Consider the following 24,778-nt stretch of genomic DNA (forward strand, 5'->3'; position numbering starts at 1 on the left):
ACCTTCCCCTCCAGAGGACTTCCACCTCCAAGCGAATGCCCATGCCGGGCGTACCCAAAGAAACCCGCTCCGACGCAGGTCGGAGCGGGTTTCTTCGATGGTGGAGCTAAGGGGACTCGAACCCCTGACCCCCACACTGCCAGTGTGGTGCGCTACCAGCTGCGCCATAGCCCCGTATTCGGTTGTGACGCCCGGTTTCCCTGAGCGCCTTTGAAAAGTTACACCACCATCGACGCGGCGACCAAATCGTCCCGGTCACCTGCGTAAACGCGGTGACCGGGACGGTGGTGGCTACTTCAGGAGGTCGGCGAGCCAGTTCTCGTTCAGGGTGATCAGCTTGCCATCGTGGAGGACCGACGGGGTGCTGACCTTGCCGCCGGAGGCCTTGGAGAGGGTTTCCTGCGCCGCAGCGGCGTTCTCCTTGGCCTTCTTGACGCGGGTGCCCGACGAGATGCACGCCTGGGTGTTGTCGCTCGCTCCAGCGTCTGCGGCGAACTTGGCCAGGTCCTTGTTGCTGTGGTCGCTGGAGCCGAGTTCCTGCGGCTGGTTCTCGAACAGGGTGGTGTGGAACTTCTTGATCACGTCCTGTTTCTCGCCACCGTCGGCGACGCACTGGAAGGCTGCGGCCGCGCGGGTGGAGTAGTCGCCGGATGCCGAACTCCTATCGAGGAAGTTCAGCATGTGGTAGCGCACGCGCAGCTTCTTGGCGTTGACGGCGTCGAGGACCTTTTGGCCCTGCGATGCCTCGAACTGCCCGCAGGCCGGGCACAGGAAGTCCTCGAACACGTCGATGGTGACGGGGGCCGACTCCTCGCCGATGACAAGGGCGGTGTTGGTGAGCCGCGATTCATCGACCTTCTCGCCGCCGTCGTTGTTGCTCCAGACGATGCCGCCGATCACGACCGCCGCGATCACCACAATGGCCACACCGAACAGGATGTAGGTCATCGTGCTCGAGTTGGATTGCGGCTTGTACCCCGATTTTCCTACCTTGGGCACCTGTTGCTTGCGGTCTTTGCTCACGGACCTGTCCTTCTGCTGTGTCGCGCTCAGCCGTCACGGCACGGCTGAGCTGTGTGTCTCCTGGACAACTCTAGCGACCACGGCATGAGACGTTCCTGAACACGTACACCGTTCGCATGCCGACTCAACCGCCGAGCGCGGCGTCGACGACCTCCTGCGCCTGGGCCTGCACCTGCGCGAGGTGATCGGCGCCCTTGAACGATTCTCCGTAGATCTTGTACACGTCCTCGGTGCCGGACGGCCGCGCCGCGAACCAGGCGTTCTCGGTGGTCACCTTGAGTCCGCCGATGGCCGCGCCATTGCCGGGTGCCTCGGTGAGGATCGCTGTGATGGGTTCGCCGGCGAGTTCGGTGGCGGTGATCTGGTCGGGTGACAGGTTCCCCAGCAACGCCTTCTGTTCCCGGCTCGCGGGGGCGTCGATGCGGGCGTACACCGATTCGCCGTAGGTATCGGCGAGCCTGCGGTAATGCTGAGACGGCGACTGCCCGGTGACAGCCTGGATCTCGGCGGCCAGCAACGCCAGGATGATGCCGTCCTTGTCAGTGGACCACGGGCTGCCGTCGAACGTCAGGAACGACGCTCCCGCGCTCTCCTCGCCGCCGAATGCGATCGAGCCGTCGAGCAGGCCGTCAACGAACCATTTGAATCCGACCGGCACTTCTAGGAGTTTCCGGCCGATGCCGGCGACGACCCTGTCGATGAGTGACGAGGACACCAGCGTCTTGCCCACTGCCGCATCGGGATTCCAGCCCGGCCGATGAGTGAACAGGTACTCGATGGCCACCGCCAGATAGTGGTTGGGATTCATCAGACCGGAGTCGGGGGTGACGATGCCGTGCCGGTCGGAGTCGGCGTCGTTTCCGGTGGCGATGTCATACTTGTCGCGGGCCGAGATCAACGACGCCATCGCATTCGGCGAGGAGCAATCCATCCGGATCTTGCCGTCGGTGTCGAGGGTCATGAATCCGAATGTGGGGTCGACGGTCGAGTTGACGACGGTAAATTCGGGGAGGTTGAACCGGTCGCCCAGTTCGGCCCAATAACCCACCGACGCACCGCCCATCGGGTCGGCTCCGATCCGGACGCCTGCGGCCCGGATGGCGTCGATGTCGATAACTCCCGCGAGGTCCGCGAAGTAGCCGTCGATGAATGAATAGTCGGTGACCAGGTCATTGGCTCGCGCACTTTCGAACGAAACCCGTTTGACTCCGGAAAGACCTTTGGCGAGAAGCTGATTGGCCCGTGCGGCAACGACCGAGGTGATGGTGGTGTCGGCGGGGCCGCCGCTGGGCGGGTTGTATTTGAAGCCGCCGTCGCGGGGCGGATTGTGTGACGGGGTGACCACGATGCCGTCGGAAAGGACCCCGGGATGGTCGCGGTTGAAGGTCAGAATCGCGCGACTGACCGCCGGGGTGGGGGTGAACGCATCGTGCGCCGCCGTGCACACGCTGACACCGTTGGCCACGAGCACCTCGAGCGCGCTGCGCCACGCTGGAATCGAGAGCAGGTGGGTGTCGAAGCCGATGAACAACGGTCCCGTGATCCCCGCCCCCGCACGGTATTCGGCGATCGCCTGCGTCGTCGCCAGGATGTGATCCTCGTTGAACGCGTTGTCGAGGCTGGAACCGCGATGCCCGGATGTCCCGAACACGACCTGCTGCAACGGATCCGACGGATCCGGTTTGTTCTCGTAGTACGCCCGCTCGACGGCGGCGACGTCGATCAGATCTTCGGGTAAGGCCGGGGTTCCTGCACGCGGGTGAGCCATAGGCCGATTCTGCCACCGGACACCCCGGTGCGCGCCCGATCGCACCACGTTCACCGGGACTGCACAGTCCGGCCACAGGCCGGCACCGGAGGCCGATCGTGTAGAACGGCAGGCATGCTTCTGCGCGCCCCGTCGTCCCCGGCCCTGGCCGTTCTCGTGCTGCCGGGCGGTACCGATTCCAGCTACAAGCCGTTCAGCCCGCTGCAGCCGTCGGCGCTGCGCATGTACCCGTTCAGCGCCTCGATCCGGGCCCGCTTCGGGTCGTCGGTGGTGGTGCGCGACGTCCGCTACCGCGTGTACGGCTGGAACGGTCAGCAGAACAGTCCGATGCTGTACGCGCGCAAAGCCCTCGACGACATCACCGCCCGTTACCCGGGGGTGCCGGTGGCATTGATCGGGCATTCGATGGGTGGCCGGGTCGGTGCGCAACTGGCCGCCGAGCGCAGCGTCGGATCGCTGCTCGCGCTCGCCCCGTGGTGGCAGTTCGCCGACTGGCGCCGCATCCACGACGGGGTACGAGTGGTCGCGCTGCACGGCACCGCCGACACCCGGACGTACGCACACCGCACCGAGAAGGGCATCGGCGAACTGTGCGCCCGGGGTGTGGACGCCACGTACATCCCCATCCCCGGTGGCGGACACCCGATGCTCGACCACGTCCTGACCTGGCAGGGTGAGGCGCTCCGGTTCGTGGGGCGATCCCTCGACGACGCCCGCACGCGCTGACCTCCTACGCCCCGAGGGAGTAGAACTCAGGGATCGATAGGTAATTATGCGCAGGTTTCGCGGCGCCGCCCTGTCAATACTCGATCCATGACCACGCCACACGACTCCCGATCTGCCGTCCTGACCGGCCTGACCGGGCTGTCCGACGACGTCAGTGATCTGTCCGCCCGCCTGACCCGCATCGGCGCCGAAGTCGATGCTCTCACCGCGCTGCTGCGCACCGGTGCCATGCCCGCCGCGGCCACGAGCCACGCTGTACCGCCGCTCGTCGCGCCCACGCAGTCGCCTTACGCACCTGGCTTCCAGGTCCCGACACCGACGTTCGGACCGGCGGCACCCACCGCACCGGGCGTTGGCACGACGCCGCCGAACACCGTCATCACGAACCCCGTGCCCGCCGGTTCGGTGCCCGGCGCGTCGATACCCTGTGCCGCGTTCCTCGGAGCAGTTCCCACCGGAACGTTCCGGCCCAACCCTGCCGCCGGGTACCCGGCGCCCGGTTTCCAGGCGCCCGGCTATCCGACACAAGGTATGGCCCCGATGCAGGTCCCCGTTCCGCCGTACGGTGTGCCGGGCTATCCCGCTCCCCCGAAAGTGCCGCTGTCCGAACGTCTGTCGGCGGCATTCGAAAGGGGGCTGGTCGGCAGGATTCTGGCCGGGCTCGGAGTGGGTGTCACCCTCATCGGTGTCGTCCTGCTGCTCGTGCTGGCCGCGCAGGCCGGCTGGCTGGGCCCCGGACTGCGCGTGGCCGGTGGTGGTGTGCTGGCGGCGGCGCTCGCGGGAACCGGCCTGTGGCTGTCCGGCAAACCCGGGTACAGAGCCGGCGCGATCGCCTTGTGCGCCACCGGCGTCGGCGCCGCCTACCTCGATGTGCTCGCCGCGACGGTCATCTATCACTGGCTGCCCGATGTCGCCGGCCTGCTGGTGTGCGGGGCGATCGGCGGGGCCGGGCTGGCGCTGGCGCACCGCTGGTCGAGCCAGGCGCTGGGACTTCTGGTGGTGGTGCCGCTGATCGTGCTGGTCCCCGTCATCGCGGACGGATTCACCCTGGTCACCGCATGTTTCATGCTGGCGCTCTCCGCGATCGGCCTACTGCTGCAGATCGACCGCGACTGGCTCGGACTGTTCTTCGCCCGGGTCGTCGCCGCATCGCTGACACTCACCGCGGCCGTCATGTCCGCGAACGACGATCTGCGCGCCGACGGCGCTACCGCCTGGTTATACCTCGCCGTGGGTCTGCTCGGGTTCGCCCTCGCCATCGGCGGCACCTTGATGGCGTTGCGCCGCACCGGCCGCGGCGCCGAGTACGCGCTCACCGGAATGCTGTCGCTGGTCCCGTTCGTCGTCGCCTCCGCCGCGGCGCATTCGGTACCGGTGGCCGTGGCAGGCTTCACCTGCGCCGTCGTCCTCGTCGTCCTGGTGTACGCCAGTGACACACTGGCCGGTGTCACCCTCGGTGTCCGGCAGATCTGGCTCACCGCCGCCGCGGTCGCCTCCTTCGCCGCGATCGCCACGCTCACCGGCGGCCAGGCCCAGACCGTCACCGTGCTGGCCGTGGCCACCATGTGTGCGGTTGCCGCACCGAATCTCGGCGACACCGGTAAGGCCGTCCTGTTCATCGGCACCGCTTTCGGTGCGCTCGGCGCCGCGGGCTTCCTGAACGGTGACCGCCTGGCCGCGCTCATCGCCAACGACCAGCTCACCGGCGACCGGCTGACATGGGAACCGGTGTTCGCGATCGCCCTGGGCACCACCGCGATCGCGGTCGGTTATGGCTATCAGCAACTCACCGACCGTGATTCGGCACGCGTCATGTGGTGCTTGTCCGGGATGGTCACGGTGGCGGCGATCACCGATCTGTGCGTGAGCCTCGGCGTTCTCATCGACCCCGACGCAGGCTTCCGCGCCGGACATGTGGCGGCCACCATCGTGTGGATGACGACGGCGGCGACGCTGCTCTGGTACGCCCGCCACAACGGATCGACCCGGGCGCTGACGCTGACCGCGGGCCTGGTGCTGGTCGCGGCGGCCGTCGCGAAGCTGTTCCTGTTCGATCTGGCCGCCCTCGACGGGGTGTTCCGGGTGATCGTGTTCATCGTCACCGGTCTGATGATCCTGACGCTGGGCAGCGTGTACGCAAAGTCTCTGACCGACGACCGGCACCAGCCCGCGCGATGACCCGCCGACTGCCCGCTGCACACGGTCGCGTACCCGCGACCGTGTTCGGCTTCGGTTCGATCACCGACCACAAGATGGGTTCGGCCGGATTGCTCGCCGTCTGCGGCGCCATCGCCACCCTGCTGTGCCTGTATGCCGCCGACTGGTGGCCGGCGCCCGATGCCGTACCCAATGCGCAAGGCCGCGGCTTTCTCGACTCGGCGCAGCAGGTCTCCTCGTTGGCAGGTAGCCACGCGCGGCAAGGACTCGGCACCGCGATGCAGCGGCAGTTCTTCGACTGGGGGCACTATGTTCTCGCGGCGAGCGTGGTTGCGACCGCGATCTCCGTACTGACCGGCCGCCACATCGGGGCGATCACCGGTGCGGTGCTGTCGGTGGCCGGGATCGTCTGGATGGAATCGGCGCTGACGCTGCCCGGTTTCGGCGGTACCGACTGGACGAGGTACCTCGCCGACATCGGCGTCGGGCTGCTCGCGGTCGCCGTCGTCGCCCGGATCGCCGGCGACCGCAACGCCGTCAGGTCGCGTTCTGCCCGACGACCGGCATGACCACCTCGACGACCAGTTACCGTTGTTCGGTGAGCACGTACCTGTCATTCCTGGGCGTTGCGATCCTGCTGGCCGTCGCGCCGGGACCGGACACCTTCTTCACCCTGCGGGCCAGCGTCGCCGGCGGTCGTCGCCGCGGGCTGTGGACCACCGCCGGGATCCTCACCGCCAACGTGGTGCAGGCCGGGGCCGTGGTGACCGGGCTCGGCGCGATCATCGCGCACAGCCAACCGGTGTTCCTCACCATCAAGTGGGTCGGTGTCGCCTACCTCGTCTATCTGGGGATCAGCGCGATCATCGCCGCCCTGCGCTACTCCGACGCCGGATGGCAGAACATGCAGCGATCGCCGGTGAGCGCGGCCAAGGCCGCCCGGCAGGGATTTCTGTGCAACATCACCAACCCGAAGGTGCTCGCGTTCAATCTGGCGATCCTGCCGCAGTTCGTCTCCGGTAACGCAGGCATCGCCGAACTCGCCCTGTACGCGCTCACGCTGGCCGTCGTCGGTTCGCTGTTCCTGCTGGCGGTGGTGTTCTGCGCATCGACCTTCCGGGAGCTGATCTCGCAGGCGTCGTTCCGGCGCGGCATCGACGGCTCGGTCGGCGCGGTGATGCTCGGCTTCGCCGGGGCACTCGCGCTCGAATCGGTGTGACCGATCATCGGGCGGACAAGCTCACCCGACGATCCGGCGCCCGTGCGTTCTTCGCGTCATCGGGGCAATCAATCGGAGTTCAGGCAAATCGGAGTTCAGTGCCAGAATGTGGCACCTGAACTCCGATTTGTTTATTGCGAAAATCTCGTGTTTGTGGGTGGCGACGAATATCGCTTACTGCCGCACACGGCGACGAGCACAACCGTAGTCTGAGCGCACATGTCGGGGCGATCGGGAGACGCGAAGATGGCAAACAACCCCGTGATCCAGAGCGAACCGGGCGATAAGGGCCTGCGCTCAGGATCCATCGGACTGCTCGGCAACGTCACGATCGGACTGTCGGCGACGGCGCCGACGTACAGTCTCGCCGCGACACTCGGTTACGTCGTCCACGAGGTACACGAGAAGGCCCCGGCGATGTTCGTCATCGCGTTCATTCCGATGCTGCTGGTGGCGTTCGCGTACAAGGAACTGTCCGCAGACACCCCTGACTGCGGCACCACCTTCACCTGGGGCACTCGGGCATTCGGTCCGTGGGTGGGGTGGATCGGCGGCTGGGGTCTGGCCGTGTCGGCGATCATCGTGCTCGCCAACGTGGCCGAGATCGCCGGTATCTACATGCTGCGCTTCGTGCATCTGGACTCGTGGGCCGACAACATGTGGATCAAGATCGCCTTCGGATGCATCCTGATCGCCGGGATGACCTGGGTGAGCATCCGCGGCATCGTCATCAGCGAACGACTACAGGCCGTCCTAATGGCGATACAGTTCGTCATCCTGATCCTGGCGAGCGTCGTCGCCCTGGTGAAGGTCGGCTTCGACAAGGCGGGTGATCAGGCGATCAAGCCGGAGCTGAGCTGGTTGTGGCCCGGAGGCCTGGACCATTCGCAGATCGCGGCCGCGGTGATCTTGTGCATTTTCATCTACTGGGGCTGGGATGCGTGCCTGGCGGTGAGCGAAGAAACCAAGAATCCGGCCAAGACGCCCGGTCAGGCGGCGATCATCACCTGCCTGATCCTGGTCGCGACCTACGTCCTGGTCGCGTACGCGGTGCAGGCATTCGCCGGTTTCGGCAACACAGGAATCGGCCTGAACAACCGCGAGAACGAAGACGACGTGCTCACCATTCTCGGTGATCCGGTGGCGGGCGGACTGATGGCGTCGGCACTGTTGCTCACGGTCAGCGTCTCGGCGCTGGCGTCGACACAGTCGACGATCCTGCCCACCGCGCGCGGCAGTCTGTCGATGGCCGTCTACAAGGCGCTTCCGGACAAGTTCGCCCGCATCCACCCCCGTTACATGACACCGGATTTCGGTACCGCCGTGATGGGTGTGTCGGCGCTCGTGTTCTACCTTGTGCTGGCCCTGCTCAGCGAGAACACGCTCGCCGATTCCATCGCCTCTCTCGGCCTCGCGGTCGCCTTCTACTACGGCATCACGGCGTTCTCCTGCGTCTGGTATTTCCGGCGCAGCCTCTTCGATTCGATGCGCCACTTCCTCATGCGCGGGCTGCTGCCATTCCTCGGCGGGGTGGCGATGACGTGGGCATTCGGCCAGTCCGCGTGGGATATGTTCGACGAGAACTATGGCGAAACCTCCATCGGCGGTGTCGGTGGCGTGTTCATCCTCGGCGTCGGCATGCTCGTGTTGGGTGTGCCGCTTATGCTCGCCTGCTACGCCCACCGGAAGGAGTTCTTCCAGGGCAAGACACTGACCGCCGAAACCGAAGTGCTGGTGCCGGACGTCTACTGACCGCGGGGTCTATTGGCCTCGCGGTCAGTAGACCGCGGCGTCAGCTGTCGAAGCCCAGGCCGGTCTTATCCATGATGGTCAGCCACAGTCCGCGTTTACCTTGACGCCGTTCACTTCTGGCGATCTGGTGGCGGGTGATGTTCACACCGATCCACCGTGCCGGTTCCGGCGGGAACGGGATCGGCTTGGACTTGACCATCTTCAATTCCGTGCGTTCGTTGCGCACCCCGTCGAGCAGGTCGAGCGCGACCGCCGCCCCGAAATGACTGGCCCCCACCCCGAGTCCGGTGAACCCGGTCACGGTCACCACCCGTCCCTTGTGCGAGGTGTCCCAGAAGGCGCTGAACCGGGAGCAGGTGTCGATCAACCCGCCCCAGGTATGCGAGGCCTTGATGCCTTCGAGCTGCGGGAAGAACTGGAGTAGATGTTCGGCGAGCAGCGCGAACTCGGCGGGCTCGAATTCATGCCGCCGGTCCGCATCCGAGCCGAAGTGGTACAGCGCATCCCAGCCGCCGAACAGAATCCTGTTGTCGGCGGTCAGCCGGAAGTAGTGAAAACGCGGACCGTTGTCGGCCAGGCCTTCCCTGCCGGCCCATCCCAGCGACGCGAGTTGTTCGCCCGAGAGCGGTTCGGTCATGATCGCGTAGTCCCACACCGGCACCGTGAACATCCGCAGGCGACGCACCAGCGACGGACTCGCCGACGTCGCCAGCACCGCCTTCGCCGCGGTGACCGAGCCGTAGCCGGTGGTCGCGACTACCTTCTCCCCGACCGAACGCAGTCTCCCGACCTCGGTGTGCTCGTGGATCGTCACACCGAGCCGTTCGGCCGCCGCCGCCAGACCCCAGGCGAGCCTGGCCGGATCGAGCATGATCACGTCCGGATCGAAGGTGGCCCCGGCGATCATCGGCGAATCGACCCGCGCCCGCGCCGCTTCCGCCGACAGCAGATCCAGCTTCTGTCCGACGGCCGCGGCATCGTCGACGACCCCGGCCAGTTCGACCGCCTGCCAGTCGAAGTTGGCGATGTCGAGTTCACCGGTCCGCCCGGCGTCGGAGGCGATACCCAGACGCTCGATCGTCGCCTCGATCTCGTCGAGAGTCTTCTTGCCGAGCCGCACGAGGGTGGGCATCTCGTCGGGCCAACGTGCCAATCCGTTTCCGAGCCCGTGAGTGATGCTGGCCGAGCAGAATCCGCCGTTGCGTCCGGTGGCATGTTCGGCGATCCGATCGCGTTCGAGAAGGACGATGCGCAGGCCCGGATGCCGCTCGGCGGCCTGCACCGCCGACCACAGTCCGGTGAACCCACCCCCGACGATCAGCAGGTCGGCTTCGACATCGGCGGCCAGGCGTGGGCGGGGTGCCGGACGTTCTGGTCGGTCGAGCCAGTACGGTTCGGGCGAGGCCCCGGCCACCATCGCACGGGACCGCTCGGTGGGTTCGCAAGCCCAGGTCACGAGTTCTCCATCCTGTCCGGCGAACACCGTTCGACACGGCGTCCTACCGGAGTCGTTGCCGTCTCAGGTCCTGCCAACGATATATACGGGCAGCCGCGTCGGCGCGAAATCGGCGAACGTCCCGCCCGCGCGGGCGGTCGCCGACGCACCCACCCTCATCGGCCTGCCCGGATCACCCCCACGACGTTCGGCGATTGGCTATGTTCGAGACGATGATCTTCGACCGGCTACTCGCGCTGGGCATCGCGTCCCATGAGATCCTGCGTATCCGCATTCCCGACGGTCGGGTGGAACGACTCTACGACGGGACCGGACGAGCACCCGACGGCATCGTGATGATCGGTGACTCGGTCTATTGGACGACGATGGGTGCCTCGATGCGCGATCCCGATATCCCGGGTGAAGCAGGCCGCGATTACGGCGCGGCCAATGGTGGCGTCCATGCGATCGATCGGGACGGCAACAACCGCCGTGATCTGACCGGGCGCGGCAGCGTCGTCACCGGGAAACAGCTCGCCTTCGACGGCGTTGACCGGCTGTATTGGGGTGATCGTGAGGGGCTTCGGGTCAGCAGTATCCGGCTCGACGGCACCGACCGTCGCGACGAGGTCATCAACGCGCCCGCGCCCGACCGGATGTCCGAATGCGTCGGGGTTGCCGTCGACGCCTCTGCGGGCCATCTCTACTGGACACAGAAGGGACCGTCGAAAGGCGGTCGCGGACGGATATTCCGGGCCGGACTGTCGGTACCCGACGGGGAATCGGCCAATCGCCGCACCGATATCGAGGTGCTCTGGGAGGGCCTGCCGGAGCCGATCGACCTGGAGATCCACGACGGCGACCTGTATTGGACCGATCGGGGTGCACCGCCGCTGGGCAACACTCTCAACCGCGCACCACTACCGGCCATCGGGCAGTCCGGACGGACACCAGAAATCCTGGCCGACGGTTTCCGCGAGGCCGTCGGCCTGGCCGTGGACAGTGAGGCCGTGTACGTGTCGGATCTGTCCGGACGTGTCCGGCGGATCGGCCGGGACGGCTCGGATCGGTTGCTGGCTCACTTCGACGGACCGATCACCGGGATCTGCGGATTGGAAAGCCGGGCATAGTGTGGGCACAGACATCGACCGCGATCCGCCTCAGCCATGAGAAAAGCCCCCCACCTGTGTAAACAGGTGAGGGGCTCTCGTGGAGCTGCCGGGAATTGAACCCGGGTCCTCCGTCGAGTCGGCAGGGCTTCTCCGTGCGCAGTCCGCTGTGCCTCTACTCGGATCTCCCGGTCACGCGAACCTGCCGAAATGACGATCCCAGTCGCTGTGAGTTGTCCCGTCCCCACCCGCGACCGGCGGGGACGGTGAGCTCCCGAAGATGATGCCGGGGACCGAGGTGAGAGCACCCTCGGGCCGACAGACTAGCCGGGCTGCTCAGGCAGCGAGGGCGTAGTCGCGCTGATTCTTATCGGCGCTTAATTGGTTGCCGCGACGCTTATACGGTGGTCTCCAGCCTGCACCGGCACGCTTCCCCTGCCTCGGCGCACGTAGTCGAATCCGATCAGCCCCGAGTCAGGTCCCTCCGGTTTCCCGGCGGGCACTCGATACTAACAACCCTGCGCCCGCATTTCATCCCTATTTATCCGATCACCGCCACGAAGGCCCACGATGGGCGACTACCTGCGGTTTTCCGCGTCGGGAGCGCACCCCGAACGAGCGATCGGTAAGCGCTCTGGTACTTGTATGGTTACCTACGACACACTCCGCCACCCGGAAGGCCCTCGATGAAGCGACTGATCTTCGAACCCGAGCACGAACAGTTCCGCGAGACCGTTCGCGCGTTCATCTCCCGCGAGATCGAACCGTATTCGCAGGAATGGGAGGCCGCAGGTCAGGTCGACCGGGACGTCTACCGCAAGGCCGGCGAGGCCGGTCTGCTCGGTTTCAACGTTCCCGAGGAGTTCGGCGGCGGCGGTGTCGAGGATTTCCGGTTCAATGTCGTGGTCGCCGAAGAACTGGCCCGTTCCAGCCACGCCGCGCCCGCGTTCACCCTGCAGAACGATGTGGTCGTGCCCTACTTCACGTCGCTGTCCAACGAAGAGCAGCGGGCGCGCTGGCTGCCCGGCATGGCCACCGGCGAGACGATCGTCGCCGTCGCGATGACAGAACCCGGCGCGGGCAGTGACCTCGCCGGTATCAAGACCAGCGCCGTCCGTGAAGGCGACGACTGGATCCTCAACGGCAGCAAGACATTCATCTCCTCCGGCATCAACTCCGACCTCGTGGTGGTGGTGTGCCGCACCAACCCCGACCCGGCCGCCAAGCACAAGGCGTTCTCGCTGCTGGTCGTCGAGCGCGGCATGGAAGGTTTCCAGCGCGGCCGCAAGCTCGACAAGATGGGCCTGAAGTCACAGGACACCGCCGAACTGCACTTCGACAACGTGCGGGTGCCCGCGGCCAACGTGCTCGGCCAGGTCGATCAGGGCTTCTACCACCTGATGCACAACCTGCCGTCGGAGCGCCTGTCGATCGCGGTCACCGCCACCGCGATCGCCCGATCGGTGTACGAGGAGACCCTGCAGTACTGCAAGGACCGCAAGGCCTTCGGCAAACCGATCGGCACGTTCCAGGCCAACCGGTTCACCCTCGCCGAGATGGCCACCGAACTCGACGTCGCGCAGGCCTACATCGACCGCTGCCTGCAGGGCGTGCTCGACGGTGAGGCCAGCGCCGTCGACGCGTCGAAGGCCAAGTGGTGGTGCACCGAACTGAGCAAGCGGGTCGTCGACTCCTGCCTGCAACTGCACGGCGGCTACGGCTACATGAACGAATACCGGGTGGCCCGCGCCTACACCGACATCCGCATCCAGACGATCTTCGGCGGAACCACCGAAATCATGAAGGACCTGATCGGCAGAAGCATGGGCGTTTAGCCCCGTTTAGCCCAGCCTGTCCCGATCCCGCCCTAGGCCGAGAACTTTTCCGGCCAGTACTTGGTGAGGCAGTCCACCGGCTGTCCCCGGCGCTCGAACGTCGGCAGCGCTTTCCCGGTCAACCCCGTGGTCAGCGCCGCCGCACGTTCGCGGACCGTGCCGTGCCCCTGGTCCGGGCCCGAATCCCCGATGAGCGGCAGCAGCGTGGCGGCCTGCAGGATGTTGCGCACCGACAGATCGTCGCGGTCGAACACGGTGGCCGCCCAGTTGCCGGCGAAACAGTCCGCGATCAACTCGCGGTTGTTGCCCTGCGGAAACGCGCTGTCGGGAATGTTGAGCGCCTGCGCGATCCGGAATACGACGTTATGGCCGTACTCGTGCGCGACCACCGTGGCCGCGGTGAAATCCCCGACGATCACCGACGGCACCGACGCCCCGAACACATCGCCCTGCCAGATCCCGGCGAAGGTCTGTACGGGCAAGATGATCGTGCCCTCGGTCGCCTTGCCGTTGCCGTTCGGCTGGGTGTCAACGCCACAGAAGAACGCGTTCTTCAGATCGGAGGAGACGGCGCCGATCTTGTTGTCACCGTCGGTGCAGTCCGTTTCGAAGGTGGTGCCCGGCTCGATCAGCTTGCGGCCCGCCGACGGATCGCCCCAGTTGAGTTCGGTGAACCAGGCTCCCCACGCCTTGTCGAGGTCGTCGAGCAGCGAGGTGAGGAACGGCGTCACCTTCGTCGCCACGTTGTCCGCGGTGATACCGCTGCCGGTGAAATCGCCCGACGGGGTGGGCAGTTGCGGGCACGAATCGACCGCGCACGAGCCGGCCTTGCCTTTCGACGACCCGCCGTCGGACGAGCCACCGCCGGAAGAGCCGCCGTCCGACGCCGGAGCCGAGACCCCCGGCTGCGGCGACTTCTCGTCGTCGGAGGACAACAGGTCCGAACAGCCGGTGACCGCGCTCAGCATCGCCACGGCCACCACAATCAGCATTCGCGCCGCCGGCGCCTTCCGGGTACGGGCCACTCTCACTTCGTTCTCCGATCGTGAATGCGGGGCGGCCCGAGCGGGCCGAACGTGAGAACGAACCTAGCAGGTCGGCGCCCCCACCATCGCCTATGTCGTCGACGCGAATGATCGCCCACCCAGGCCGGCCGCTGCCGGCTCAGACGATGGTGAGCACGGCGGTGTCGTGGGCGGCGACGGTGACGGTGAGTTTTCCGTCGACAGCCCGGTATCGCTCACCGGTCCAGGCGTCGACGCCCCCGACCGTCGCATCGCCGACGAGTCCGAGATCGCTCAGCGCCACCGACAACTTGCGTGGCGCCTTACCGCGATTGGTCAGCGACACCACCAGCCCTTTGTCGCCGACCGCCCGGGACCAGATCTCCGGATTGTTGGCCACGCGGGCGCCGGCGCTGACCCGCTTGTCCTGATCGATCCGCACGATCTGACCGTTGGTCAGGGTCCGGACCGCCGACGGGGGCATCGTGGTCAGATCGACGCCGATGATCAGTGGCGCCGCCATCATCGCCCACATCGAGAACTGCGTCCGCTGTTCGGATTCGGTCAGGTCGCCCGCACCGTCGGCGATCCCGACCTGCAGCAGGCCCGGATCGTTGTAGGTGCCCGGCCGCACGCGCCCGGCCAGCGGAGCCAGCGCATCGATTACCTCGATGACGCCCTGCACCTTTCTGTCCCGCCCGGCGCTCGACCAGGCCGGTACGGTGGGACCGGTCACCCTGGTCACCGTCGCGACACCACCCCAATAGGCGTCCGAACCCGGACGGGTGGCGTCCAGTCCGCGATTCGGGTTGATCGCGTACACGATCGGCTTGCCCACCTCACGCAGCGCATCGCGCATCGCGGTGAACGCGGCGATCTGCTCCTCACGATCGGACTGCCCCGAACACCAGTCGTACGAGAGGTAGTCGACTCCCCAGTCGGCGAACGTCGCGGCATCGCGCGCCTCCCGGCCGAGGCTTCCGGTACTGCCGGGACTGCGGCCCGAATGCTGCGCACAGGTCCGGGTGCCGGCGGTCGACGACAACCCGAACCACAGTCCCCGATCGTGCAGGTACTCGCCGAGCGCGGCCATTCCGGACGGAAAACGGACCGGATCCGGACGCAGCGCGCCGTCTGCCGCCCGCTCCGGCGCAGACCAGCAGTCACCGACGATGACGTACCGGTAGCCCGCCTCCCGCAGACCCGACGACACGAGTGCGTCGGCCTGCTGGTGAATCGACTGCTCGGTCACTTTGCAGCCGAGCGAGGGACCACTGTCCCAGCCCATCGGCGGGGGCTTGGCCACCCCGTCGATGGCGGGCCGCTGGCCGCCGATCCGGTCCTCGGGGTCTGCGGTGCACCCGACCGCGAACACCGCCACCAGCAACGCGGCAACGGCGGCACGAACCCGAAGGCGGGAACTCACCTCACATACCTTTGACGCGCCGGCCGACTTCTCGCTCCACTTCCCGTCTGGCGGTGCGTTGGGCGATGTCGTGACGTTTGTCGTGGGCCTGTTTACCGCGGGCCAGCGCCAGCTCGACCTTGACGCGGCCGTCGTTGAAATACAGCGACAGCGGGACGAGCGTCAGATTGCCGTCGCGGATCTTTCCGATCAGATTGTCGATCTCGCGCCGATGCAGCAGCAGCTTTCGGTTGCGGCGGGGGGCGTGGTTGGTCCACGAGCCGTGGCCGTATTCGGCGATGTTGAGGCCGCGCAGCCACACCTCGCCGTCGTCGACGGTGGCGAACGCGTCCACCAGCGAAGCCTTTCCGTCGCGCAACGCCTTCACCTCGGTGCCGACGAGCGCGATCCCGGCCTCGTAGGTGTCGAGGATGGCATAGTTGTGCCGCGCCTTGCGATTGGTCGCGATCACACTGCGACCCTTCTCCTTGGGCATGGTTTTTATCTCACCTCCTCATTCACGCACGTACACACGAAGCGTGACATACGAGGTGATTCCGGCCAACAGAATTCCACCGGCGATGAGCCACGGCGCCACCACCAGCACATCCGAATTGGTAATGCGGGCAAGGATATTCACGCCGTATAGGTCATCGAGAGCCTTGTCGAAGAACAGCGCCTTGGCCCCGAACAACCCACCGATCGCCAGGAACGAACCGACCAGCGCGGCCACCACCGCCTCGAGCAGGAACGGCAATTGTGTGTACCAGCGGGTGGCCCCCACCAGACGCATGATCGACACTTCGGTGCGACGGGTGAATGCGGCGATCTGAATCATGTTGACGATCAACAGCATTGCCGCAATCGCCAGCACGACTGCCACCGCGAAAGCCGCGTTACGCGCACCGTCGAGCACGCTGAAGATACGTTGGACCAGGTCACGCTGGTCGAGCACGCTGTCGACGCCGAGATCCTTGCGCCCGGCGTACTTGTCGAGCACCACGCCGAATCTGTCGGGGTCCTTCATCCGCACCCGCAACGCCGCCTGCGTGCTCGACGGGTCGATCATCTCGGCGATCTCCGGGCTGTCGGCGAATGCCTTCTTCGACGCCTCGTACGCGTCCTGCTGAGAGAGGAAGGTGACCGTCGAGACACCGTCTTCCTTTTCCAACGCCGCGCGCAGCGTCGAACACGGTGCCTTCTTGCAGTCCGGATCGGCCTTGCTGACATCGAGATTCATGAAGAACTGCATCTCGACGCGGTCGAGGAAGATCTTCTGGCTCTTGTCGGCCATCTGGATGACCAGCAGTCCGCCGCCGAACATCGCCAGCGTGATGGCGGTGGTCAGGATCATCGCGATGGTCATCGTGACGTTGCGGCGCAGCCCGTTGAGGACCTCGCTGAGGATGAAGTTCGCGCGCATCGTGCTCCGTTGTCGTGGGTCGGCCGTCGTTGGCCGACCGTGTGGTGGGTCGTCGGCGGGCGGTCAGCCGATGCCGTACACGCCGCGTTCGTCGTTACGGACCAGGTGCCCGCTGTCGAATTCGAGTACACGCCGGCGCATCGCGTCGACGATGTGCCTGTCGTGGGTGGCCATGAGCACCGTGGTGCCGCGCCGGTTCACCCGGTCGAGCACGTCGACGATCTCCTCGCTGGTCTCCGGGTCGAGATTTCCGGTGGGCTCGTCTGCCAGCAGCACCAGCGGCCGGTTGGCGATGGCGCGCGCAATCGCCACACGCTGCATCTCGCCGCCGGACAACTCGTTGGGCATGCGGTCCGCCTTACCGCTGAGGCCGACGTAGTCGAGCATCTCCGGCACCACCTTGCGGATCACCGATGGCTGCTTGCCGATCACCTCGAGCGCGAACGCCACATTGTCGGCGACGGACTTCTGCTGCAGCAACCGGAAATCCTGGAACACGCAGCCCACCGATTGACGCAGCTTGGGCACCATCCGGGCCTTGAGCCGGTTGACGTGATACTCGCCGACGTACACCTCGCCGGTCGTCGGACTGTCCTCCTTCAGGAGCAGCCTGAAAAACGTCGATTTGCCCGAACCGGACGGCCCGATGAGGAAGGCGAACTCACCTTTGTCCACCTCCAGGTCGAGATCCGACAGGGCGGGCCGACTCGACGCCTTGTACTTCATCGAGACGTTCTCCAGCTTGATCACAGCAAGCCAGTGTAGCCACGGCCCCTGAGAACAACGCTCAGACTCGCGCGGGCGATATCACCCTGCCGACGACGGGTCCGCCGTCGGTGTGTCCTCCCCATCTTGGGTCGTGATCCGCGGAATCGGCACCGGGATGCCGGGCAACGTCGTGGTGGTCAGCTTCGGTTGTGAACCGGTGCTCGTCGGGGTCTCGCCGGTGGCCTCGGTGGTGTCGGCCGTCGGCTCCTCGCCGGTGGTGGTTTCCGTCGTGCTGCTGCTTTCGGGTGTCGACGACTCCGTCTCGGTCGGCACGTCCTCCGGTTCGGTGGCCCGCACAACCGCGTGCCGATTGTCGGTGACCGATCGGACAGTCTGATCGTCGGCTGCCGGATAGCGTTCGGAGGTGTAGTCGTAGACACCGAGCAGCACCAGGAAGGCCGCCACGAGCACGGCGGTGCGCACCCGGATGCGGGTGCGATAGATGACCTTGGGTCCGTCCTCGCCCATCGGTTACACCACCCCTCCGGAATCGCCGACCGGTGCCGGGGCGGTGTGCGTGGGCACCTCGCGAACCGTGATGCCCTCGTCGGCGAGGGCGCGCACAATCCGGCTCCGCAATGCCCGGCTGACCGCGAACTGCTGTCCCGGCAACGTCCTGGCCACCATCCGGATGGTCAGCGAATCGAGTTCGAGATCGGTGATCCCGAGCGGCGCCGGTGCGTCGAGCAGGTATTTGTGCCAGCGCTCGTCGTCGAAGAACTCCTCACCGACCCGTTCGAGGATGTCGCCGACGCGGGCGATATCGGCCTCGCCGGGGATCGGGACATCGACGACAGCCCGTGCCCAGTCCTTGGACAGGTTGGTGGCGGTGATGATCTGGCCGTTCGGCACTGTCACCACCTCGCCGTCGCTGGTGCGCAACTTGGTCACCCGCAGCGTGACATCCTCGACGGTGCCCTGCTTGTTGGCCCCGCCCGTCACGGCGAGGTTGACGACGTCGCCGAAGCCGTACTGCTTCTCGGTGACGACGAAGAACCCGGCCAGCAGGTCCTGCACCACCCGCTGCGCGCCGAAACCGAGCGCGGCACCGATCACGGCACTGGGTCCGACCAGGCTGGTGATGGGCACGTTGATGATCCCCAGGATCTTCAGCCCGCCGATGAGCGCGACGATCACGATCAGCGTCCAGCTGATGACCTGGATCACCGCACGCATGTGCTTGGAGCGTTCGGAGCGGACCAGTAGGTCGCTGTCGGCGAATTCGGCGTCGAACCGGCTCCCGTAGCGTTCGCCGAGCCAGCGGATGAACCTGATCACGATCGCCACACCGAGAATCCACAGCACGATCGCCAGGCCGTCGGTGGCGAGCCACCGATACCAGTCCCCGAGCGCCGATTCGAAAGGAAGGCGGGCCGCGAGCGTCGCCGCCGGACCCGCGCCGATGTCAGCGGACATGACGATCAGGCGTCGGTCGACGCCATCCGCCAGCGGATGCCGGCCTCGATGAACGGGTCGATCTCACCGTCGAGCACAGCCGACGGATTGTTGTTCTCGACGTTGGTCCGCAGGTCCTTGACCATCTGGTACGGGTGCAGGACGTATGACCGCATCTGGTTGCCCCAGCTCGATCCGCCGTCACTCTTGAGTGCGTCGAGTTCGGCACGCTCCTCCTGCCTTTTGCGTTCGAGCAGCTTGGCCTGCAGCACGCGCATTGCGGCCGCCTTGTTCTGCAGCTGGCTCTTCTCGTTCTGACAGGTCACCACGATACCGGTCGGTATATGGGTGAGGCGGACCGCGGAATCTGTGGTATTGACCGACTGACCACCCGGGCCCGACGACCGGTACACGTCCACGCGCAGGTCGGTCTCGGCGATGTCGATGTGGTCGGTGGTCTCCACCACGGGCAGCACCTCGACCTCCGCGAACGACGTCTGCCTGCGGCTTTGGTTGTCGAACGGGCTGATTCGCACCAGCCGATGCGTGCCCTGCTCCACCGACAACGTGCCGTACATGTAGGGCGCCTTCACCGTGAATGTGGCCGACTTGATGCCCGCTTCCTCGGCGTACGACGTGTCGTACACCTCAACGCCGTAATTGTGTTTCTCTGCCCACCGGATGTACATCCGCATCAGCATCTGCGCCCAGTCGGCGGCATCGACACCGCCCGCGCCGGAGCGGATGTTCACCAGGGCGTCGCGCTGGTCGTACTCGCCGGCCAGCATCGTCTTGACCTCCATCGCCTCGATGTCGATCCGCAGCGAGACCCGTTCCTCGTCGGCGTCGGCCAGGGCGGCTGTGCGGTCCTCCCCTTCCTCGGACTCGGCGAGCTCATACAGGACGGGCATGTCCTCGAGCCGCTGCCGGAGTTCGCTCACCTTCCGGAACTCCGACTGCGCATGCGAGAGCTCGCTGGTCACCTTCTGCGCGTGGTCCTGGTTGTTCCACAACTCGGGGTCCGAGGCCTGCATCTCCAACTCATCGATGCGACGGCGCAGTTCCTCCAGGTCGACGACTTTCTCGACGGTGGTGAGGGTCGCGTCAAGGGATTCGAGATCAACGGTCACATCGGGATGCACAATCATCCAGACTACCGACCACTGCGCGATCTGCTCCATCGGACCGCCGAGAGCTCAGGCGCCGGCCGACGCGGGCCGGGTTGTCGGTAGCCACTCGTACGCTGCCACCCAAGATGTACACCGTGAGACGCAGCCGACACCCGATCGGTTCCATATCTCTCAAACTTTGCTGACAGTTCCGGTTTCCGGAACTGACGGCAATGTTTGTAGGTGGGGTCGCGGCGGTGCTCCGCCACGGGTTGGCGGCTTGCGTTATGCCGGCGGCGGGACGGTGCCGAGCCGCCAGGTGGTTTCGGCTTTGCCTGGCTTATAGATGACCGGCATGTCTGTGCCCAATTGCGGCCACGGCGCGAGAGCGCCGAGGGTGATGGTGCCGTAGACCTCGGTAGGAGCGGTCTGGGGTCCGGTGATGGTTCCGGACAACGTGCAGAACCTGTCGCCGTTTTTGTCGCCATCCTTGGGCCTGTCGGAGACGCCGGTGACGGTGAGCATGCCCTGAACGAACTGTGCTGCCTTGTCCGCAGACATGTCGCCGGTTCCCTGCCCTCGCCGCCACTGCACGAGCAGCATCGCGAGTACGCCGACCAGCACGATGACGAAGACCAACTCGAGCATGCCGTCCAGCCTACCGGCGCTACGCTGGCCACCGTGTCCACAGAGAATCCGTACACGATTGCCGACGACCTTGAACTCGCGCTGTCCCTGGCCGAATCAGCCGATGTGCTGACGATGCGCCGGTTCGGTGCCGTCGACCTGCGTGTCGACGACAAACCGGACCTCACCCCGGTGTCCGACGCCGACCTGGCGTGCGAGGCGCTCGTGCGGGAACGGCTCGCCGCTACCCGGCCCGGCGACACCATCCTGGGCGAGGAGTTCGGCGGCGACGCGGTGCTGACGGGGCGGCAGTGGGTGATCGACCCGATCGACGGCACCAAGAACTTCGTGCGCGGGGTCCCGGTATGGGCGACCCTCATCGCGCTGCTTGTCGACGGCGTGCCCGTCGTCGGGGTGGTGTCGGCACCCGCGCTGCGCCGGCGCTGGTGGGCCGGATCCGGCCTGGGTGCGTTCGTCGCATTCGACGACCAGCCCGCGCACGCTATCTCCGCATCGGGGGTATCGCATCTGGAATCGTCGTCGTTGTCGTTCTCCAGCATCTCCGGCTGGGCCGAATGCGGGCTGCGCGAGAAGTTCTTCGATCTCACCGACCATGTGTGGCGGGTCCGCGCCTACGGCGACTTCTTCAGCTACTGCCTCGTCGCCGAGGGTGCCGTCGACATCGCTTGCGAACCCGAGGTGTCCCTGTGGGACCTCGCGCCGCTGGACATCCTGGTCCGCGAGGCCGGCGGCCGGTTCACCGCGCTCGACGGCACGCCCGGTCCCGCAGGCGGCAATGCCGTGGCCACCAACGGCCACCTGCACGACGCGGTGCTGGCAGCGTTGGCCCCCGACGCGCCCTGACGAGCCGCGGCCACCAAGCTACCCGCCGCTGAACCTTGCTCGTAGTTCCGGAAAACCGGAACTGTCAGCAAGGTTTACGACGCGGGCCGATTTCGGCGACATGCATCGGGATCCAGCCGCGGTCGCCGCGTCAGCCGGTGGGCGCTGTCAGCGGATCGGGCGAACGCAGGGTCCTTCCCGTGGCATCGACGATGCTCAGCCCCTCCCGTGCCCAGTATTCGAATCCGCCGATGAGCTCACGCACCCGCGAATAGCCCGACTGCACAAGCGTGAGTGCGGCTTTCGTGGCGCCATTGCATCCAGGCCCCCAGCAGTAGACGACGAGGTCGGTGTCCTGATCGGGCACTTCGTGCTTGATCCGTCGAACCAGTTCCGGGTTCGGGATGTGCACGGCGTGTGGCAGATGCCCTTGCTCCCACGCTTGTTGCGACCGGACGTCGATGACAGTGGGGGCGTTCCCGTCCAGCCTGCGTGCGGCGAGGTCGGCGGGGTCGATCTCATAGGCAAGTTTCGCGGCGAAGAAGTCGGCAGCAGTGATCATGAGTTCATCCCACCGGACCACGACCGACCGAGGAAGTGGCATCGGTTGCTAGAAGTCACAATCTACCGTTGAATCAATGGTAGATTCGCTGCTGTGCCGAACTATCACCTCCAGGAGTTCGATTCCGCCGATCGAGCGATCATCGAACGGCTCCAGGTGGACGGCCGCATCAGCACAGCCGAGCTCGGTCGGGCCATCTCGCTGTCTCCCAGCGCGACCGCGGACCGGATCCGGCGTCTCACCGATCTCGGCGTGATCGCCGGCTACACCGCCGTCGTCGACCCGGAGAAGCTCGGCTTCACCATTACCGCGTTCGTTCGCCTCGCCTATCCATCGGGCAACTACAAACCGTTCGACGATGTGATCGCCTCGACACCCGAGGTGATCGAGGCGCACCACGTCACCGGCGACGACTGCTTCATCCTCAAAGTGCTCGCCAGGTCGATGACCGACCTGGAACGCATCACGGGACGGCTCGCGACCCTCGGCCGCATCACCACGAGCGTCGTGTACTCCAGCCCTGTCCCCCGACGACACGTCGTCGCGGACGTACGCCCGTAATCCTTCGCTCAACCTTGCTGTCGGTTCTGGTTTCCGGAACTGTCAGCAAAGTTTGAGGAATTTGGAACCGATCGGGTGTCGGCTGCGTCTGATTCCCACGAACCGCGCAAGCACCTGATCTATACGCCGGCGCTGGGCCGGCACTCGCGGTCGTCGGCGACTGTCGTGGTACGTCACCGGAAGCTGGACCCGTGCGACGTGATCGCTGTTGACGGACTGAACGTCACCGCCCGACCGCTCACCGTGCTCGACGCGGCCGCCGACCTCGGCATCGCCGTCATCGATTCGGCGTTGCTGACCGGCGTCGTCACGTTGCCCGAGCTGGTGGCGGCCCACAGACGCTACCCACGGCGACGCGGGATCGGCGCGGTCGCCCGGTTCCTCGCGCTGCTCGAATCCGGTGCGCGGTCGGAGGCCGAGCGGGTCGTCGTGGCACTGTTCCGCAAGGCCCGGATCACCGGCTGGGTGGCCAATCATCCGGTGGGCGGATAGCTGATCGACTTCGCCTTCCCGACCGAAAAGCTCGCCGTGGAGATCGACGGCTTCGGCTGCCATCGCGATGTGAAGGCATTCCAGCACGACCGCACCCGACGCAATAGGCTGGTGGCGGCCGGTTGGACCGTCCTCAACTACACCTGGGCCGACCTGCTCGAACGTCCACACCAGGTCACCTCGTAAGTGACGGCGATACGCCGTGATCTCGCCGCGTAAACCTTGCCGACAGTTCTGGATTGTGCCTGTCGCAAACCGGAACTGTCAGCAAGTTTTACGACGCGGACCGATCTCAACGACAAGCGTCGGAATCCAGCCGCGATTGCCGGGTCAACAGGTGGGTGAGGTCAGCGGATCCGGCGAGCGGCGGGATCTTCCTTCCACAGCCGGACTCGCTGTGCGGTTGCCGACGACCTACCCGATCGGTCATCGATGCGCAGAACCCGCGTGCGGATCCGTCGGCCTCGCTACGGTCGTCGTACCCGAGTAGAGGAGTCACCATGCCAACGTTTCCCGGCCTCGGCCACGTCGCCGTCACCGTCTCCGATCTGGCGGCCAGCACAGCCTGGTACGCAAAGCTTTTCGACGCCCGGCCGGTCCTCGACGAGGATGAGGAGTCGGGCACCATCCACCACACGGTGTTCGCCCTCGACGGCGGCATGCTGTTCGGGCTGCACACCCACACCGACCCGCTGCCGCCGGAGACCTTCGACGAACGCCGCATCGGCCTCGACCACGTCGGCTTCGCCATCACCCGCGACGAGCTCGACAGCTGGGTGAGCCGGCTCGACGAATTGGGCGTCGCCCACAGCGGCATCAAACATGCCCACTACGGCTCGGGCATCTCCTTCCGCGACCCCGACAACATCGCCCTCGAATTCTTCGCTCCCCCGGCCTGAAAGATTGCCGGCGGTTCCGGATTCCGGAACTGGCCGCAATGTTCGACCACCGCGCTCAAGGTCTTGTTAGCCTTGCGAAATTATGGCACTTCGAGCCTCCGAACCAGTGGCGCGGCGAAGATGCCGACAGTGTGGCGCTCGTGGCGAACACCGAATGGACCTACCACCGCGTAGCGGGACGAATTCGGCAGCTGCCGGTGGACCTACACTGAGACGACACAAGGCGTTCCGCGTGTGGTGCCGGCGTACGCGACCATCACCAAGATCGACTGTCCCTACGTGATCGATCCACGAAACAAGCTCGATCCGTACGGTTCACACGTGCGGCAACCCAAGCTGACCGTACCGACCATCAAGATCACGCCGCCCGGGTACCGCTGACGCCCCCTTTACGAATCACGCACCACCACAAGTGTTTCAAGGGGAGAAAGAAAGATCGCCTTCGTCCGGCCGAGCGGTCAGCCCGCCCGCTACTACTCAGCGATCAGCACGTGCACCTATTCGAACCGGCCACAGGCGTCCCTGTGACGTTCCAGAGTGACACCACCGCGTTCCGCGTGTGGCCCGTCGACGTCTGAGCGCACGGCCCACCACACACTGTCCGGTTGAGGCAGACCGCTGACGAGCCACGATCGGCCGCGTAGCGGTGGGTGGTACACGCCGACC

General features: G+C 66.0%; 26 protein-coding genes, 1 tRNA gene and 1 other RNA gene. 13 read left to right on the plus strand and 15 right to left on the minus strand.

Going from position 1 to position 24,778, the window contains the following annotated elements:
* Nucleotides 1–98: 98 nt before the first annotated feature.
* From Q0627_RS15420 to pgm, 3 genes are all read right to left on the minus strand, one after another.
* A tRNA-Ala gene (locus Q0627_RS15420) sits at nucleotides 99–174 on the minus strand.
* Nucleotides 175–291: 117 nt separating this feature from the next.
* A complete protein-coding gene (locus Q0627_RS15425) occupies nucleotides 292–1,023 on the minus strand; it encodes a thioredoxin domain-containing protein (RefSeq protein WP_291016050.1) in 732 nt (243 codons plus the stop codon).
* 124 nt (nucleotides 1,024–1,147) lie between these two features.
* Nucleotides 1,148–2,791, minus strand: coding sequence for a phosphoglucomutase (alpha-D-glucose-1,6-bisphosphate-dependent) (gene pgm / locus Q0627_RS15430; protein ID WP_291016052.1), 1,644 nt, complete (start codon nucleotides 2,789–2,791; stop codon nucleotides 1,148–1,150).
* A 114-nt stretch (nucleotides 2,792–2,905) separates the two neighbouring features.
* Between pgm and Q0627_RS15435 the strand changes: the two genes are divergently transcribed.
* The 5 genes from Q0627_RS15435 to Q0627_RS15455 all read left to right on the plus strand — a co-directional run bounded on the left by Q0627_RS15435 (nucleotide 2,906) and on the right by Q0627_RS15455 (nucleotide 8,645).
* Nucleotides 2,906–3,517 carry an alpha/beta fold hydrolase gene (locus Q0627_RS15435; RefSeq protein WP_298811243.1) on the plus strand — a complete coding sequence of 204 codons (612 nt, stop codon included), beginning with the start codon at nucleotides 2,906–2,908 and terminating at the stop codon, nucleotides 3,515–3,517.
* An 87-nt stretch (nucleotides 3,518–3,604) separates the two neighbouring features.
* The gene (locus Q0627_RS15440; RefSeq protein WP_298811246.1) at nucleotides 3,605–5,695 is read left to right on the plus strand and encodes a DUF2339 domain-containing protein; all 2,091 of its coding nucleotides are present in this window, start codon (nucleotides 3,605–3,607) and stop codon (nucleotides 5,693–5,695) included.
* Nucleotides 5,692–6,243 carry a hypothetical protein gene (locus Q0627_RS15445; RefSeq protein WP_291015283.1) on the plus strand — a complete coding sequence of 184 codons (552 nt, stop codon included), beginning with the start codon at nucleotides 5,692–5,694 and terminating at the stop codon, nucleotides 6,241–6,243. Before Q0627_RS15440 ends, Q0627_RS15445 begins: the two co-directional genes overlap by 4 nt.
* 29 nt (nucleotides 6,244–6,272) lie before the next feature.
* On the plus strand, nucleotides 6,273–6,893 hold the full coding sequence (locus Q0627_RS15450) for a LysE family translocator (protein ID WP_291015285.1): 621 nt from the start codon (nucleotides 6,273–6,275) through the stop codon (nucleotides 6,891–6,893).
* A gap of 246 nt (nucleotides 6,894–7,139) precedes the next feature.
* On the plus strand, nucleotides 7,140–8,645 hold the full coding sequence (locus Q0627_RS15455; protein ID WP_291015287.1) for an APC family permease: 1,506 nt from the start codon (nucleotides 7,140–7,142) through the stop codon (nucleotides 8,643–8,645).
* Between the two features lie 40 nt (nucleotides 8,646–8,685).
* On the opposite strand, the gene Q0627_RS15460 is transcribed toward Q0627_RS15455, so the two are convergent.
* Nucleotides 8,686–10,101, minus strand: a complete 1,416-nt coding sequence (locus tag Q0627_RS15460; RefSeq protein WP_298811255.1) for an FAD-binding oxidoreductase — start codon at nucleotides 10,099–10,101, stop codon at nucleotides 8,686–8,688.
* A gap of 200 nt (nucleotides 10,102–10,301) precedes the next feature.
* On the opposite strand from Q0627_RS15460, the gene Q0627_RS15465 reads away from it, so the two are divergent.
* Entirely contained in the window at nucleotides 10,302–11,210 is a 909-nt protein-coding gene (locus tag Q0627_RS15465; RefSeq protein ID WP_291015350.1) for a hypothetical protein, read from the plus strand.
* Between the two features lie 77 nt (nucleotides 11,211–11,287).
* Here the strand turns inward: Q0627_RS15465 and ssrA are convergent.
* Nucleotides 11,288–11,660: a transfer-messenger RNA gene (gene ssrA / locus Q0627_RS15470) on the minus strand.
* Between the two features lie 215 nt (nucleotides 11,661–11,875).
* Between ssrA and Q0627_RS15475 the strand changes: the two genes are divergently transcribed.
* Nucleotides 11,876–13,024: an acyl-CoA dehydrogenase family protein gene (locus Q0627_RS15475; RefSeq protein WP_291015291.1), complete on the plus strand. Its 1,149-nt coding sequence runs from the start codon at nucleotides 11,876–11,878 to the stop codon at nucleotides 13,022–13,024.
* Between the two features lie 32 nt (nucleotides 13,025–13,056).
* On the opposite strand, the gene Q0627_RS15480 is transcribed toward Q0627_RS15475, so the two are convergent.
* The 9 genes from Q0627_RS15480 to Q0627_RS15520 form a co-directional block, all read right to left on the minus strand.
* On the minus strand, nucleotides 13,057–14,049 hold the full coding sequence (locus Q0627_RS15480) for a metalloprotease (protein WP_291015293.1): 993 nt from the start codon (nucleotides 14,047–14,049) through the stop codon (nucleotides 13,057–13,059).
* A gap of 139 nt (nucleotides 14,050–14,188) precedes the next feature.
* On the minus strand, nucleotides 14,189–15,454 hold the full coding sequence (locus tag Q0627_RS15485) for a glycoside hydrolase family 27 protein (RefSeq protein ID WP_298811259.1): 1,266 nt from the start codon (nucleotides 15,452–15,454) through the stop codon (nucleotides 14,189–14,191).
* Between the two features lies 1 nt (nucleotide 15,455).
* On the minus strand, nucleotides 15,456–15,929 hold the full coding sequence (gene smpB / locus Q0627_RS15490) for an SsrA-binding protein SmpB (RefSeq protein ID WP_291015298.1): 474 nt from the start codon (nucleotides 15,927–15,929) through the stop codon (nucleotides 15,456–15,458).
* 18 nt (nucleotides 15,930–15,947) lie between these two features.
* Entirely contained in the window at nucleotides 15,948–16,856 is a 909-nt protein-coding gene (ftsX, locus tag Q0627_RS15495; protein ID WP_291015301.1) for a permease-like cell division protein FtsX, read from the minus strand.
* A 63-nt stretch (nucleotides 16,857–16,919) separates the two neighbouring features.
* A complete protein-coding gene (ftsE, locus tag Q0627_RS15500) occupies nucleotides 16,920–17,606 on the minus strand; it encodes a cell division ATP-binding protein FtsE (protein WP_298811266.1) in 687 nt (228 codons plus the stop codon).
* Between the two features lie 57 nt (nucleotides 17,607–17,663).
* A complete protein-coding gene (locus Q0627_RS15505; RefSeq protein ID WP_291015305.1) occupies nucleotides 17,664–18,092 on the minus strand; it encodes a hypothetical protein in 429 nt (142 codons plus the stop codon).
* 3 nt (nucleotides 18,093–18,095) lie between these two features.
* Entirely contained in the window at nucleotides 18,096–19,040 is a 945-nt protein-coding gene (locus Q0627_RS15510; RefSeq protein WP_291015307.1) for a mechanosensitive ion channel family protein, read from the minus strand.
* 5 nt (nucleotides 19,041–19,045) lie between these two features.
* Nucleotides 19,046–20,161 (minus strand): peptide chain release factor 2, encoded by a 1,116-nt coding sequence (gene prfB / locus Q0627_RS15515; protein WP_291015353.1) that lies wholly within the window; start codon nucleotides 20,159–20,161, stop codon nucleotides 19,046–19,048.
* Between the two features lie 252 nt (nucleotides 20,162–20,413).
* A complete protein-coding gene (locus Q0627_RS15520) occupies nucleotides 20,414–20,776 on the minus strand; it encodes a hypothetical protein (protein ID WP_298811270.1) in 363 nt (120 codons plus the stop codon).
* Nucleotides 20,777–20,809: 33 nt separating this feature from the next.
* On the opposite strand from Q0627_RS15520, the gene hisN reads away from it, so the two are divergent.
* A complete protein-coding gene (hisN, locus tag Q0627_RS15525; RefSeq protein WP_291015311.1) occupies nucleotides 20,810–21,619 on the plus strand; it encodes a histidinol-phosphatase in 810 nt (269 codons plus the stop codon).
* Nucleotides 21,620–21,749: 130 nt separating this feature from the next.
* On the opposite strand, the gene Q0627_RS15530 is transcribed toward hisN, so the two are convergent.
* Nucleotides 21,750–22,160 (minus strand): rhodanese-like domain-containing protein, encoded by a 411-nt coding sequence (locus Q0627_RS15530; protein WP_291015314.1) that lies wholly within the window; start codon nucleotides 22,158–22,160, stop codon nucleotides 21,750–21,752.
* Nucleotides 22,161–22,253: 93 nt separating this feature from the next.
* Here Q0627_RS15530 and Q0627_RS15535 point away from each other — a divergent pair, with 93 nt between their 5' ends.
* The 5 genes from Q0627_RS15535 to Q0627_RS15550 all read left to right on the plus strand — a co-directional run bounded on the left by Q0627_RS15535 (nucleotide 22,254) and on the right by Q0627_RS15550 (nucleotide 24,493).
* Nucleotides 22,254–22,721: an Lrp/AsnC family transcriptional regulator gene (locus Q0627_RS15535; RefSeq protein WP_291015316.1), complete on the plus strand. Its 468-nt coding sequence runs from the start codon at nucleotides 22,254–22,256 to the stop codon at nucleotides 22,719–22,721.
* A gap of 75 nt (nucleotides 22,722–22,796) precedes the next feature.
* The gene (locus tag Q0627_RS22515) at nucleotides 22,797–23,213 is read left to right on the plus strand and encodes a hypothetical protein (protein ID WP_324388520.1); all 417 of its coding nucleotides are present in this window, start codon (nucleotides 22,797–22,799) and stop codon (nucleotides 23,211–23,213) included.
* A gap of 3 nt (nucleotides 23,214–23,216) precedes the next feature.
* A complete protein-coding gene (locus Q0627_RS22520; RefSeq protein ID WP_324388528.1) occupies nucleotides 23,217–23,399 on the plus strand; it encodes a DUF559 domain-containing protein in 183 nt (60 codons plus the stop codon).
* Between the two features lie 314 nt (nucleotides 23,400–23,713).
* Complete coding sequence (locus Q0627_RS15545) at nucleotides 23,714–24,112, plus strand: VOC family protein (protein ID WP_291015318.1); 399 nt, start codon at nucleotides 23,714–23,716, stop codon at nucleotides 24,110–24,112.
* A 237-nt stretch (nucleotides 24,113–24,349) separates the two neighbouring features.
* Nucleotides 24,350–24,493, plus strand: a complete 144-nt coding sequence (locus tag Q0627_RS15550) for a hypothetical protein (protein ID WP_291015321.1) — start codon at nucleotides 24,350–24,352, stop codon at nucleotides 24,491–24,493.
* Nucleotides 24,494–24,778 lie beyond the last annotated feature (285 nt).

Origin of the sequence: uncultured Gordonia sp., from assembly GCF_937858515.1 — a bacterium.
Lineage (GTDB): Bacteria > Actinomycetota > Actinomycetes > Mycobacteriales > Mycobacteriaceae > Gordonia.